General features: G+C 44.2%; 11 protein-coding genes and 1 rRNA gene. 8 read left to right on the top strand and 4 right to left on the bottom strand.

What is annotated here, in order from left to right:
- Positions 1–7: 7 nt before the first annotated feature.
- The 4 genes from mnmE to rpmH all read right to left on the bottom strand — a co-directional run bounded on the left by mnmE (position 8) and on the right by rpmH (position 3,022).
- Positions 8–1,393 (bottom strand): tRNA uridine-5-carboxymethylaminomethyl(34) synthesis GTPase MnmE, encoded by a 1,386-nt coding sequence (mnmE, locus tag L2D08_RS04180; RefSeq protein WP_242232478.1) that lies wholly within the window; start codon positions 1,391–1,393, stop codon positions 8–10.
- A gap of 230 nt (positions 1,394–1,623) precedes the next feature.
- The gene (spoIIIJ, locus tag L2D08_RS04175; RefSeq protein WP_242232477.1) at positions 1,624–2,370 is read right to left on the bottom strand and encodes a YidC family membrane integrase SpoIIIJ; all 747 of its coding nucleotides are present in this window, start codon (positions 2,368–2,370) and stop codon (positions 1,624–1,626) included.
- Between the two features lie 48 nt (positions 2,371–2,418).
- Positions 2,419–2,763 (bottom strand): ribonuclease P protein component, encoded by a 345-nt coding sequence (gene rnpA / locus L2D08_RS04170; protein WP_242232476.1) that lies wholly within the window; start codon positions 2,761–2,763, stop codon positions 2,419–2,421.
- 124 nt (positions 2,764–2,887) lie between these two features.
- The gene (rpmH, locus tag L2D08_RS04165) at positions 2,888–3,022 is read right to left on the bottom strand and encodes a 50S ribosomal protein L34 (protein ID WP_046180646.1); all 135 of its coding nucleotides are present in this window, start codon (positions 3,020–3,022) and stop codon (positions 2,888–2,890) included.
- 586 nt (positions 3,023–3,608) lie between these two features.
- On the opposite strand from rpmH, the gene dnaA reads away from it, so the two are divergent.
- The 8 genes from dnaA to L2D08_RS04125 form a co-directional block, all read left to right on the top strand.
- Positions 3,609–4,964, top strand: coding sequence for a chromosomal replication initiator protein DnaA (gene dnaA, locus L2D08_RS04160; RefSeq protein ID WP_242232475.1), 1,356 nt, complete (start codon positions 3,609–3,611; stop codon positions 4,962–4,964).
- Between the two features lie 191 nt (positions 4,965–5,155).
- Entirely contained in the window at positions 5,156–6,292 is a 1,137-nt protein-coding gene (gene dnaN, locus L2D08_RS04155; protein ID WP_242232474.1) for a DNA polymerase III subunit beta, read from the top strand.
- Positions 6,293–6,385: 93 nt separating this feature from the next.
- Entirely contained in the window at positions 6,386–6,631 is a 246-nt protein-coding gene (gene yaaA, locus L2D08_RS04150; RefSeq protein ID WP_375337563.1) for a S4 domain-containing protein YaaA, read from the top strand.
- A 23-nt stretch (positions 6,632–6,654) separates the two neighbouring features.
- Complete coding sequence (recF, locus tag L2D08_RS04145) at positions 6,655–7,773, top strand: DNA replication/repair protein RecF (protein ID WP_242232473.1); 1,119 nt, start codon at positions 6,655–6,657, stop codon at positions 7,771–7,773.
- 38 nt (positions 7,774–7,811) lie between these two features.
- On the top strand, positions 7,812–9,731 hold the full coding sequence (gene gyrB, locus L2D08_RS04140; protein WP_242232810.1) for a DNA topoisomerase (ATP-hydrolyzing) subunit B: 1,920 nt from the start codon (positions 7,812–7,814) through the stop codon (positions 9,729–9,731).
- Between the two features lie 169 nt (positions 9,732–9,900).
- Positions 9,901–12,369 (top strand): DNA gyrase subunit A, encoded by a 2,469-nt coding sequence (gene gyrA / locus L2D08_RS04135; RefSeq protein ID WP_242232472.1) that lies wholly within the window; start codon positions 9,901–9,903, stop codon positions 12,367–12,369.
- 100 nt (positions 12,370–12,469) lie between these two features.
- Positions 12,470–13,534, top strand: coding sequence for an HD-GYP domain-containing protein (locus L2D08_RS04130; protein WP_242232471.1), 1,065 nt, complete (start codon positions 12,470–12,472; stop codon positions 13,532–13,534).
- Between the two features lie 218 nt (positions 13,535–13,752).
- Positions 13,753–14,113, top strand: a 16S ribosomal RNA gene (locus tag L2D08_RS04125); the annotation flags it as partial.

Genomic DNA, 14,113 nt, shown 5'->3' with positions numbered 1-14,113 from the left:
CCGTTCATTATTTCCCGAGGCAAAATTGTGAAAACAGCTGATCAATCAAGCTTTCATGGACGCTTTCGCCGATAATTTCCCCGAGCAGCTCCCACGTTCTTGTTAAATCAATCTGAACAATATCAATTGGCACGCCTGCTTCTACTCCATGAATAGCGTCTGTTATAGAGCGGCTTGCCTGGTTTAATAGGGCAATGTGCCGGGAATTAGACACATACGTCATATCCTGCGCACCCACTGCACCTGAGAAAAACAAACCGGCAATCGCTTCTTCCAATTCATCAATTCCTTTTTCCTCAAGAAGCGACGTCGTCACAAGACGGCTGCTGCCAGCCAGTTCTTTTACACGGTCCATATTTATTTTCGGCTCAAGATCCGTTTTGTTGACAATGACAATAACATCCATGCCGCTTGCTGCTTGAAACAGCTTTTCGTCTTCCGGCGTCAGCTCGTCAGAATAGTTTAATACAAGCAAAATAAGGTCTGCTTCTTTTAATACTTTTCTTGAGCGCTCCACACCAATTCGTTCCACAATATCTTCTGTTTCGCGGATACCTGCCGTATCAACTAGACGGAGCGGCACACCGCGCACGTTCACGTATTCCTCAATTACATCACGCGTTGTGCCGGGAATATCCGTGACAATCGCTTTGTTTTCTTGTACGAGCGCATTTAAAAGTGAAGATTTACCGACATTCGGACGCCCGATAATAACTGTCGACAACCCTTCACGTAAAATTTTACCTTGTTCAGCTGTCCGGAGCAGGCGTTCAATTTCAGATTGAACAAACTGTGATTTTTCAAGAAGGACACGGTGTGTCATTTCCTCCACATCGTCATATTCCGGATAATCAATGTTGACTTCCACATGAGCCAGCGTTTCAAGAATCTCCTGGCGAAGCCGCCCAATCAATCGGGACAGCCGCCCTTCCACTTGGTTTAGTGCCACGTTCATCGCCTTGTCTGTTTTGGCACGAATCAAGTCCATTACAGCTTCTGCCTGTGATAAATCAATACGGCCATTTAAGAAAGCACGCTTTGTGAATTCACCGGGTTCAGCAAGACGTGCTCCTTCATGTAAAACAAGCTGAAGTACACGGTTAACGGCTGTAATGCCTCCGTGACAGTTGATTTCCACGACATCTTCACGTGTGAATGTTTTTGGCCCTTTCATTAAAGAAACCATCACTTCCTCCGCGACACGTCCTGTGGATGGATCCACCAAATGGCCATAGTGAATTGTATGACTCGGCACTGTGGACAACTGCTTTTGTCCAGGTGCACGAAACACTTTATCCGCAATGGAGATCGCCTGATCGCCGCTTAATCGAACGATTGCAATAGCCCCTTCTCCCGGTGGTGTTGAAATAGCTGCTATTGTATCAAATTCCACGTTGTTCACCTCTTTCATATTTATGCTGATATATGTGATTGCCTATTCGCTTTTATTTGATTCCCTAAATAAATAGAATATCACAGCTGTTCACTGAAAAAAAGGTATATGTTCATCCACATGTTGATAACTTTTTTCTTTAAACGCACGTTATGTATGGAAAGATAACCCTTTTTCTACACAAAAAAAAGACATTGCGATGTTAGCAATGTCTTTTCTTCTACTCATTATTAAAGGCCAGCATCCTGAACCGGCTTGTTTCTGCCAATAATTAACGTTTGAATAATCATAAAAATACTGCCGACTACCCAATACAAAGCAAGTGCCGACGGCAGCGTAATCCCAAACACGATGATCATGATCGGCATTAAGTACAGCATCATTTTCATCTGCGGATTATCACTTGCAGGTCCTGCCATCATTAGTTTTTGCTGGAAAAAAGTAAAAACACCAGCCAACACAGATAAAATAATATCCGGCGAGCCTAGATCGAACCATAAAAAAGTGTGGTTTTTAATTTCGCCCGTCCGCATAATGGCTTGATAAAGCCCAATGATAATCGGCATTTGCACTAAAATTGGGAAACATCCAGCCAGTGGGTTTACCCCATGCTTCTGGAACAGCGCCATCGTTTCCTGCTGCAGCTTTTGCTGTGTCTGCGCGTCTTTTGATTTGTATTTTTCTTGAATTTTCTTAATTTCAGGCTGAATCTCCTGCATCGCTTTAGCACTTTTTGTCTGCTTAATCATAAGCGGCAAAATAATGATCCGAATAATGATCGTAACAACGATAATACCAAGACCATAGCCGCCTACGAGGTCAGATGTAGCGGTAATAAATTGTGAGAGCGGATAAATGACGTATTCGTTCCAGAATCCTTCACTTTCTGCTGTAATTTCTTGGTTTACTTCCGTACATCCTGCCAGCAGGACGGAAAAAAGAGCCACGATCAGGAATGAAAGCGTTCTTTTCTTCAAGCGGTTGCTCCCCCTGTCATTGGCTGAATTCCTGCTTATTCATTTGGATTATTTTCGCTGAAGCGCTCGCGCCAGTTTTAGTACATGTATTAAGCTTGTTTTTATTTCTGCGCAGGACATGTCCACTGCCGGCTTACGGGCAATGATAATAAAATCCCAGCCAGGCTGAATTTCGTCTTTTAATTCCGTAAAGCTTTGTCTGATGCAGCGCTTAATGCGGTTGCGCATCACAGCATTGCCCAGCTTTTTGCTGACAGACAAGCCGATCCGGAACGGAACATTCTGCTCTTTTTTATACATATATACAACAAACTGGCGATTTGCGAACGACTTCCCTTTGCTGAAGACCGTTTGAAAATCATTGTTTTTTTTGATGCGGAATGATTTTTTCATTTATGCCACCTGCCGGCTTTTCATTCATATAGAACAAAGGCGGACTTGACAACTTTCTGCCACGCCGCCTTTGCGGACCATTTCTAGCAATCCTAAAAAAAGACCACTGAAATGGTCAGTGGTCTTATGCAGATAGTACTTTTCTGCCTTTAGCACGGCGGCTTGCTAAAACACGGCGGCCGTTTTTAGAACTCATGCGTGCACGGAAACCATGAACTTTGCTTCTTTTACGTTTGTTAGGCTGGTACGTTCTTTTCATATTAAAACACCTCCCTGAGGTTTTCGAATTCGTATTTTCAAAACAGTCTTTGTTAATTATAAGGATCAGCGGCGATCCTGTCAACCACCTTTTAAAAGCCTCAAAGATCCAAATTAATTTACTGTCTTTTTGATAAGGAATGCAGGTTATACAAAAAGTTTCATATCTTGCCCCATTTTCCATCTGTGGACAGCAATCGACGGCATTTTCGATTATCCACAACTTCTTCGATGGTTCTTTCACAAGTCCTCACCCTGTGGACAAACATTTTCACAAGGAGAAAAAGCCTGTGGATAATTCATTGAAGTGATTGCAGAGTCTCATTTTTTCTGCTATTATTATTTTGTTTTCACTCTGGATAACTAAATTCGACATATTATATATCCACAGTTGTGGATAATATGTGGAAAAACAATAAACAGGGTGTTTTTATTTTTATCCACAACCTGTATATTTTGTCGAAAAACTAGTTTTATCTTATTATATATTTATTCACAAACATTGTCATGCATAATTATGAATTATTAACTAAATGGGTTGTACAAACATTAAACAAACTGCACTGACAGTCAGTAAGGAGGGGCCAATGGAGAACATCGATGATTTATGGAATAAAGTGCTGGAGCGTATCCAGGCGCGGATTAGCAAGCCGAGTTACGAAACGTGGGTGAAGTCAACCAAAGCGCATTCGCTTCACGGAGACGCTATTGTAATAGCGGCACCTAACTTTTTTAATCGTGATTGGCTTGAGGGGCATTATACGCATTTAACGTCCGAGATTATTGATGAATTAACAGGCGAAAAGCTTGATGTTTACTTTATTTCGCCAGATGTTCACGACATGGAATCATATGTACCGCCTTCGCATCGGGCTGAACAGCCGGCTCCACCGCCAAAGCCAAGCGGGGAATCAACCATCCAAAGTATGCTGAATCCAAAATATACATTCGACACGTTTGTCATCGGATCCGGCAACCGGTTTGCCCATGCAGCTTCTCTTGCAGTGGCAGAAGCACCGGCCAAAGCGTATAACCCACTGTTTATTTACGGGGGAGTAGGATTGGGCAAAACACACTTAATGCATGCAATCGGGCATTACGTGCTTGAGCATAATCCCGACGCTAAAGTGGTGTATCTGTCCTCAGAGAAGTTTACGAACGAATTCATTAATTCCATTCGAGACAATAAAGCGGTGGAGTTCCGTAATAAATACCGCAATGTTGACGTCCTGCTTATTGATGATATTCAGTTCTTAGCCGGAAAAGAACAAACGCAGGAAGAATTTTTCCACACATTTAATACGCTGCATGAAGAAAGCAAGCAGATTATCATTTCCAGCGACCGGCCGCCAAAAGAAATCCCGACTCTTGAAGATCGACTTCGTTCCCGGTTCGAGTGGGGGCTTATTACAGACATTACACCGCCGGACCTTGAAACGCGGATTGCCATTTTGCGCAAAAAAGCCCGCGCTGAAAACCTTGATGTGCCAAATGAAGTGATGCTGTATATCGCCAATCAAATTGATACGAATATTCGCGAGCTTGAAGGCGCATTGATCCGGGTTGTTGCTTACTCTTCTTTAATCAACAAAGAAGTGAACGCGACAGTAGCAGCAGATGCTTTAAAAGATATTATTCCGGGGGCTCGTCCAAAATCCGTGACCATTCCGGATATTCAGCGGGTAGTCGGGGAGCAGTACGGCATCCGCCTGGAGGATTTTACAGCCAGAAAGCGGACAAAATCAGTTGCTTTTCCAAGACAGGTAGCCATGTATTTGTCACGCGAATTAACGGATTTTTCACTGCCTAAAATTGGCGAGGAGTTTGGAGGACGTGATCACACGACCGTTATTCATGCCCATGAGAAAATTTCAAAGCTCATGGAAACAGATCCTGCTGCCGCTCAAAAAATAAATGAAATTATCACCATTTTAAAAGCTTAATAAATTGTGAATAAAAAAGGGCGCTCATCAACAGTCTGTCCACATGTGGATAGGCTGTTATTTCTTCGTTTTTGCACACTTATCCACAAATCAACAGCGCCTACTACTACGTCTATTATTTTTTTAATATAAAAATACTAAATTCGCAGTTAAGCGGATTGCTATATCAAAATAATTTCGGAGGGATCCCCATGAAATTTTCGATACAAAAAGACCGGCTTGCTGCCGGCGTACAAGATGTTTTAAAGGCAGTAAGCTCGAGAACAACTATTCCCATTTTGACCGGTATTAAAATTCATGCGTCAGATGAGGGGATCACCTTAACGGGAAGCGACTCCGATATTTCGATTGAATCGTTTATTCCAAGTGAAGAAGGGGATGTATCCATTGCCTCGATCGAGCAAACGGGGGGCGTCGTTTTAAATGCCCGTTTTTTCAATGAAATTGTACGCAAGCTGCCGGCTTCGACGATCGAACTTGAAACGTCCGCTTCTTTTCAAACGATCATTCGTTCAGGACATGCGGAATTCAGCTTGAACGGTCAGGACGCAGATGAATATCCGCATTTGCCGCAAATTGATGACGAGAATGTTTTTAAGCTACCGGCTGATCTTGTTAAAACATTGATCCGGCAAACGGTATTTGCTGTATCTACTTCAGAAACGCGGCCGATTTTAACGGGTGTAAACTGGAAAATTGAAAATGGCACGCTTATTTGCACTGCTACAGACAGCCATCGTCTGGCTCTTCGTAAAACAACGGCAGAAGGGCTTCCATCAGGAGAATACAACGTCGTGATTCCTGGAAAAAGCTTGACGGAATTAAGTAAAATTTTAGATGACTCAAACGAGCCGGTCGAAATCGTTATGACAGAAAACCAAGTGTTGTTCCGTTCAAAGCATGTTTTGTTTTTCTCGCGGCTGCTTGACGGCAACTATCCTGACACAACCCGCTTGATTCCTGATGAATACAAAACAAAAATTGATTTAAATACAAAAGAATATCTGCAAGCGGTAGACCGTGCTTCTCTCTTAGCGCGGGAAGGGCGGAACAACGTTGTGAAAATGAGCAGCGAGGACGGCGGAATGGTCGAGATTTCATCGAACTCACCAGAGATCGGAAAAGTAACCGAGCAGGTAAACAGCTTGTCGTCTGAGGGAGAGGAATTGAAAATCTCATTCAGCGCAAAATATATGATGGATGCACTCAAAGCAATTGAGGGGAACGAAATTGAAATTCAATTTACAGGCGCAATGCGTCCATTTGTCATTCGTCCGCTTCACGATGATTCAACACTTCAGTTGATCCTGCCGGTGCGAACGTATTAATTCAAACTCCGGAAAAGCGGGGCATATTTGCGCCGCTTTTTTTGTATTTATGTTAAAATAAAGTACTAAGATGTTTACGGAGGAAACCACATTATGATGACAAAAAAAGCTGAAAACGAGGAATTTATCACCCTTGGCCAATTTCTGAAACTGGCTGGCATTATTCAAACTGGCGGCCAGGCAAAATGGTATCTAAGTGAACACGAGGTATACGTCAATGGAGAGCTTGATGACCGAAGAGGAAGAAAGCTGTACGAAGGGGATGAAGTGGAAATTCCTGGAGACGGCGTGTATGAAGTAGGATTTGGAACAGAGGAAACAGAGGAAGAAAGCGATTAAGGGCCGTCGAAAGGTGTTTTTGCATGCACATTGAACAACTGGCTTTAGAGAATTACCGAAATTATGAATCACTCCTCGTTGAGTTTGATAATACTGTAAATGTCATCATTGGCGAAAATGCCCAAGGGAAAACCAATATCATCGAATCCATTTACGTGCTGGCTATGGCTAAATCGCACCGGACTTCAAATGATAAAGATTTAATTCGCTGGGAAGAGGAGTATGCTAAAATAAAGGGACGAGTGCAGAAAAAGCACCAATCGCTCCCGATTGAGCTTCTGATCTCCAAAAAAGGCAAAAAAGCCAAGGTTAACCATTTGGAGCAGACGCGCCTCAGCCAGTACATCGGCAACATGAATGTCGTGATGTTTGCCCCGGAAGATTTAACATTAGTAAAAGGCAGTCCGCAAGTAAGAAGGCGGTTTATTGACATGGAAATCGGTCAAGTATCGCCTGTGTATCTGCATGACCTAAGCCTTTATCATAAAGTGCTGCAGCAGCGGAATCATTACTTAAAACAGCTGCAGACAAAAAAAGCATCTGACTTGACGATGCTTGAAGTTTTAACTGAACAGCTTGTTGAGCTGGCGGTAAAAGTAACAAAAAAGCGCTTTGAGTTTATTCATCTGCTTCAAAAATGGGCTGGTCCGCTTCATGCCGGTATTTCAAGAGGGGTTGAAGAGCTGGCTATTATGTATGAGCCGGCCGCTGGGATAAAAGAGGAGCAGAGTGACGAGCAGATAAGGTCGGCTTTGCTGGATCTTTTCCAGAGAAGCCGGACGAGAGAAGTAGACCGGGGTGTGACATTAACCGGTCCGCATCGCGACGATCTCCTTTTTTATGTGAACGGAAAAAATATTCAAACGTTTGGATCGCAAGGGCAGCAGCGGACCACAGCGCTTGCTGTAAAGCTTGCTGAAATCGAGCTGATTCAATCGGAAATTGGTGAATACCCGATTTTGCTGCTGGATGATGTGCTATCTGAGCTTGACGATTACCGCCAGTCACATCTGCTGAATACGATTCACGGAAAAGTGCAAACGTTTGTTACAACAACAAACACGGACGGCATTGAGCATGACACGTTAAATGCCGCCTCTGCCTACAGCGTTACCGCTGGGGCAGTAACCAAAATAAAGTAAGATTATTTTACCGAAAGAGAAGGTGACTGGATTTGACTATGGACCCGCAAAATACGACACCTTCCTATGATGAAAATCAAATACAGGTGCTCGAAGGACTTGAAGCTGTCCGAAAACGTCCTGGTATGTATATTGGTTCAACGAGTGTAAAAGGACTTCATCATCTCGTCTGGGAAATCGTTGATAACAGTATCGACGAAGCACTGGCCGGGTATTGCGATGAAATCAACGTCATCATAGAAGAAGACAACAGCATTACTGTAAAAGACAATGGACGCGGCATTCCGGTCGGGATTCATGAAAAAATGGGACGCCCGGCGGTAGAGGTGATTTTAACCGTCCTGCATGCCGGAGGTAAATTTGGCGGCGGCGGCTATAAAGTATCCGGCGGACTTCATGGTGTTGGTGCTTCTGTTGTAAATGCACTCTCTACACTTCTAGAAGTATATGTACACCGTGACGGAAAGATTCATTACCAAGCATTTAAACGCGGCGTGCCGCAGGGAGATTTGAAGGTAGTAGGCGAAACAGATGTCACCGGTACACACATTCACTTCCGTCCGGACAGTGAGATTTTTACAGAAACGCTCGTGTATGAATACGATACGCTTGCTCAACGGCTTCGTGAACTTGCTTTCTTAAACCGCGGTATTAAAATTACGCTCGAAGACAAACGTGGAGAAGGCAAGAAAAATGAGTATCATTACGAAGGCGGTATTAAATCATACGTTGAGCATTTAAACCGTTCCAAAGAAGTGCTTCATGAAGAAGCGATCTTTATGGAGGGCGAGCGTGAAGGAATTCAAGTTGAAGTAGCCCTTCAATACAACGACGGTTATACAAGCAACATTTATTCATTCGCCAACAATATCAGCACGCATGAAGGCGGAACGCATGAATCTGGTTTTAAAACCGCTTTAACACGTGTGATCAACGACTATGCCCGGAAAAATGGCCTCGCAAAAGACGTTGATGCCAATTTAACAGGGGAAGATGTCCGTGAAGGTTTAACGGCCATTGTTTCTGTGAAACATCCGGATCCGCAGTTTGAAGGCCAAACGAAAACAAAGCTTGGTAACTCAGAAGCGAGAACGGTGACAGACAACGTTTTTGCCGGCCGTTTTGAAACATTTATGCTTGAAAATCCGAATACAGCTCGGAAAATTGTTGAAAAAGGCATGATGGCAGCCCGGGCAAGAATGGCTGCGAAAAAAGCGAGGGAGCTGACACGGCGCAAAAGTGCACTCGAGGTATCCAGCCTTCCTGGTAAACTGGCTGACTGTTCATCACGGGATCCGAAAATCAGCGAGTTGTATATCGTAGAAGGAGACTCTGCCGGCGGTTCAGCCAAGCAGGGGCGCGACCGCCACTTCCAGGCCATCCTGCCGCTGCGCGGAAAAATCCTGAACGTTGAAAAAGCGCGTCTTGATAAAATTTTGTCCAACAATGAAGTACGAGCAATGATTACAGCACTCGGAACAGGGATCAGCGAAGAGTTTGACTTGGAAAAAGCACGTTATCACAAATTGGTTATCATGACGGATGCGGACGTGGATGGCGCCCATATCCGCACGCTGTTGTTAACATTCTTTTTCCGCTACATGCGTCCGCTTATTGAAGCGGGGTATGTGTACATTGCGCAGCCGCCGCTTTACAAAGTACAGCAGGGCAAAAATATCAGCTACGCATACAACGACCACGAGCTGGATGAAATCATGAAAGACATCCCGGCAAATGCAAAACCGAGTTTGCAGCGTTATAAAGGTCTTGGAGAAATGAATCCGGGGCAGCTATGGGAAACGACCATGGATCCATCCACACGTACACTGCTTCAGGTAACCCTGACAGATGCCATGGAGGCCGATGAAACATTTGAAATTTTAATGGGCGATAAAGTAGAACCGCGCCGTAATTTCATTCAGGACAACGCACGCTACGTTAAAAATCTTGATATATAAGTTTAAAAAGCGCCCGTAAGCCGCGGGCGCTCCCGCTTTTTAATAACACCTAAGTTCCAGGCGCCAATCGGCTGAAAGCTCATTGAATATGGGCGGAAAGGACAGGCTTGTCCCATGCTTGTCACCGATAAATGGGCGCCTTGTACTTTTCTTAAAAGGAGGATTTTTCATGGCTGATACGCCAAACTCGAACGTAAAAGAGATTAATATAAGCCAGGAAATGCGTTCATCGTTTCTTGATTATGCGATGAGCGTTATCGTATCCCGGGCGCTTCCGGACGTGCGCGATGGCTTAAAGCCGGTGCACCGCCGTATTTTGTATGCGATGAATGATCTCGGCATGACAGCCGATAAAGCGTATAAGAAGTCTGCCCGGATCGTCGGTGACGTTATCGGTAAATATCACCCGCACGGGGATTCAGCTGTATACGAAACGATGGTACGGATGGCGCAGGATTTTAACTACCGCCATATGCTGGTTGATGGACACGGAAACTTCGGTTCAGTTGACGGCGATGCGGCTGCGGCGATGCGTTATACAGAAGCCCGCATGTCCAAAATTGCCATGGAGATCACACGTGATTTAAACAAAGACACTATTGATTACAAAGACAACTACGATGGCTCTGAGCGTGAGCCCGTTGTGTTACCGGCCCGTTTTCCGAATCTGCTTGTAAATGGCGCTTCCGGTATTGCGGTCGGCATGGCAACCAATATTCCGCCTCACCACCTTGGAGAAGTTATTGATGCGCTGCTTGCTGTCAGCAAAAACCCGGATATGTCTGTTCTGGACTTAATGGAATTTATTCAAGGACCTGATTTTCCAACAGCAGGTATTTTAATGGGCCGCAGCGGCATCCGTCGTGCCTATGAAACAGGTCGCGGTTCGATTATTTTGCGTGCCCGTACGGAAATTGAAGAAAAAGCAAACGGTAAAGAAACGATTATCGTGACAGAAATCCCGTACCAAGTAAACAAAGCAAAGCTCATTGAACGTATTGCGGAGCTTGTCCGTGAAAAGAAAATCGACGGCATTACCGACCTTCGCGACGAATCAGATCGTGAAGGTATGCGAATTGTGATGGAAATTCGCCGCGATGCCAATGCGAGCGTTGTATTAAATAATTTATATAAATACACAGCCATGCAGACAAGCTTCGGTATTAACATGCTGGCGCTTGTAGACGGCCATCCAAAAGTACTCAGCTTAAAAGAGTGCTTAAAGCATTACTTAGCGCATCAGCAGGAGATTATCCGCCGGCGTACGCAATTTGACTTAAATAAAGCCGAAGCACGCGCACACATTTTAGAGGGTCTTCGTATTGCTCTAGATCACATAGACCGCATTATCGCATTAATTCGAGGCTCGCAGACAACAGAGGCTGCCCGCGAAGGCTTGATGGAGCAGTTTGGTTTATCTGAGAAACAAGCTCAAGCCATCTTAGATATGCGTTTGCAGCGCTTGACCGGCCTTGAGCGTGAAAAAATCGAAGAAGAATATCAAAACCTTCTTGCAGTGATTAAAGAATTAAGAGCCATTTTAGCGGATGAGGAAAAAATTCTTCAAATTATCCGTGAAGAGCTGACTGAAATTAAAGACCGGTATGCCGACAAACGACGGACAGAAATTACCGATGGAGCGCCTGGTGATTTGCTGGATGAAGATTTAATTCCGGTTGAAAAAGTTATTATTACCTTAACCCATAAAGGATATATTAAACGTCAGCCAATCTCGACTTACCGGAGCCAGCGCCGCGGAGGCCGCGGTATTCAGGGGATGGGAACAAATGAAAATGATTTTGTTGAGCAGCTTCTGACAACCTCGACCCACGATACGATTCTATTCTTTACAAACAAAGGGAAAGTGTATCGATTAAAGGGCTATCAGATTCCGGAATTCAGCCGGACAGCAAAAGGAATTCCGCTTGTGAATCTGCTTGGCGTCGAGCAGGATGAGTGGGTGAATTCGATGCTGTTTGTCGAAGAGTTCACAGAGGATTCTTTCTTGTTCTTTGCAACGAAGCAGGGAATTGTAAAGCGGACACCGTTAATGGATTACGCAAATATTCGAACGAACGGCTTGATCGCTTTGAATATCCGGGAGGAAGACGAGCTCATTTCTGTGCGGCTGACAAACGGCGAAAAACATATTGTAATGGGAACGCGTGATGGCATGCTGATTCGTTTCCCAGAAGACAATGTCCGTTCTATGGGGCGTACATCCACAGGGGTAAAAGGCATTACCTTGTCTGATGGAGATTACGCAGTTGGGATGGAGCTCGTAGAAGAAAATGATTATATTTTAATTGTTACCGAAAATGGATATGGAAAATTAACGCCTGAATCTGAATACCGTATTCAAACACGTGGCGGAAAAGGACTTAAAACCCTGAATATTACTGGTAAGAACGGTGCACTCATCGCGGTTAAGACGGTTACAGGTGAAGAAGACCTGATGCTTATGACCATGGGCGGCGTCATGATCCGGATGGATATTGCCAGCATTTCCATTACTGGCCGAAACACGCAGGGGGTTAAGCTGATCCGGCTTGGTGAAAATGAAACAGTCGCAACCGTAGCAAAAGTGGAAAAGGAAGAAGAATTGCTCGAAGAAGAACAAGAAGAAATAGAAGAATAAAAACACGGCACAGGTATTTCAAAATACCTGTGCTTTTTGTCTATCATTTGACTGAGATTTTCCTTATAATTAGGTAAAAAGATGTAAGAGGAGGCAGGGGATGTACATAAAAGTTGAGGACATCAAGCCCGGATACCAGGTGAAAGAAGCCGTCATGGCTGCGACAGCCAATCCCATCATTGCAGCTGGAACGATTTTAACAGATCAGCATATTCGTTTTTTGCACGCTTTTTCCATAAGATCCATTGATGTACTAGCAGAGGAAGAGCAGCCAGAGGCCATGCTGCATTCTTCAGATTCATTCAATTGTGTACTGCCGGCTGCAGATCGGATAGAGCAGCTTTATTTTAAGACATTAAAAAGTGTAAAAGAAGAATTTCAGCGGTGGCAGTCAGGGATGAATATAGATATTGCCCGAATACGTACAATCATCCTGCCCATACTTGAATACATGTTAGAACATCCGGGGGAACTTGAAAAAGTCTTATCATACTCTAAAAAGGACGAGTATCTTTATCACCATACATTGGCTGTCAGCCTGCTGAGTGGACTGATTGCCCAAAAACTCCAGTACGATAGAGGATTGATTGTTCAGGCAGCATTAGCCGGATTTTTAGCTGACTGCGGGATGTCAAAAATAACAGCCTCCTTATTAACAAAAAAAACGGCCTTGACAGAGGGTGAATACAAAGAGATTCAAAATCATCCAGTGGTCAGCTACAAAATGGTGAAAGACTTAAAACTTCTCAAACCGGAAGCAAAACTTGCTGTTTATCAGCATCATGAGCGGATGGACGGATCTGGTTATCCAGCAGGTACGAAAGGAAAATCAGTGCATGTACTTTCACAAATAGTGGGACTGTCTGATACCTTTCATGCTTTAACAACAGACCGATTATTTAAAGGCAGGCAGTCTGTATTTAAAGTAGTTGAAATTATCCAGCAAGATTTGTTTGGCCAGTTTGATCTGTCGATTACAGAAGTATTGTTTTCGCTGACAGCCGAGGTTTCACAAGATATGCAGGTGATGTTATCAGATGGCAGCAAAGGCAAAGTCATCTTTGTGCCGCCTGGGAATAAAACAAGACCGATGATTCAACTTCCAAATGGAGACATTATTGATTTGGTTCAAAGAAGAGATTTATACATTGAAACAAGAGACTAAAAAAACAGCCATAAAAAAAGGCTGTTTTTTTATAAAAAAGCTTGTTCTTTGTTTTTATACATGGTATATTATTTAAGTCGCCAGATGGTGACGGCAAAACAAAGCAAATTGAACATTGAAAACTGAACAAAATCAATAAAAACGTCAACGTTTTAAAATTTTTATTTCCCATTAAAAACACCCCGTGTTTTAATGGGAACAAATGAGCAAGTCAAACTTTTTTGGAGAGTTTGATCCTGGCTCAGGACGAACGCTGGCGGCGTGCCTAATACATGCAAGTCGAGCGGACAGAAGGGAGCTTGCTCCCGGAAGTCAGCGGCGGACGGGTGAGTAACACGTGGGTAACCTGCCTGTAAGACTGGGATAACTCCGGGAAACCGGGGCTAATACCGGATAATATCAAGAGCTGCATGGCTCTTGATTGAAAGGCGGCTTCGGCTGTCACTTACAGATGGACCCGCGGCGCATTAGCTAGTTGGTGGGGTAACGGCCCACCAAGGCGACGATGCGTAGCCGACCTGAGAGGGTGATCGGCCACACTGGGACTGAGACACGGCCCAGACTCCTACGGGAGGCAGC

Origin of the sequence: Domibacillus sp. PGB-M46 (genome assembly GCF_022668875.1) — a bacterium.
Classification (GTDB): Bacteria; Bacillota; Bacilli; order Bacillales; family Domibacillaceae; genus Domibacillus.
Note: the sequence above shows the minus strand (reverse complement) of the source record. Positions and strands in the feature narration are given on the sequence as shown.

Bases quoted from the DNA above. Each gene is read 5' to 3' on its own strand.
- gyrB (WP_242232810.1), top strand. From the start codon at position 7,812: ATGGACCCGCAAAATACGACACCTTCCTATGATGAAAATCAAATACAG.
- dnaA (WP_242232475.1), top strand. From the start codon at position 3,609: ATGGAGAACATCGATGATTTATGGAATAAAGTGCTGGAGCGTATCCAG.
- yaaA (WP_375337563.1), top strand. From the start codon at position 6,386: ATGATGACAAAAAAAGCTGAAAACGAGGAATTTATCACCCTTGGCCAA.
- rpmH (WP_046180646.1), bottom strand. From the start codon at position 3,022: ATGAAAAGAACGTACCAGCCTAACAAACGTAAAAGAAGCAAAGTTCAT.
- recF (WP_242232473.1), top strand. From the start codon at position 6,655: ATGCACATTGAACAACTGGCTTTAGAGAATTACCGAAATTATGAATCA.
- rnpA (WP_242232476.1), bottom strand. From the start codon at position 2,763: ATGAAAAAATCATTCCGCATCAAAAAAAACAATGATTTTCAAACGGTC.
- L2D08_RS04130 (WP_242232471.1), top strand. From the start codon at position 12,470: ATGTACATAAAAGTTGAGGACATCAAGCCCGGATACCAGGTGAAAGAA.
- gyrA (WP_242232472.1), top strand. From the start codon at position 9,901: ATGGCTGATACGCCAAACTCGAACGTAAAAGAGATTAATATAAGCCAG.
- dnaN (WP_242232474.1), top strand. From the start codon at position 5,156: ATGAAATTTTCGATACAAAAAGACCGGCTTGCTGCCGGCGTACAAGAT.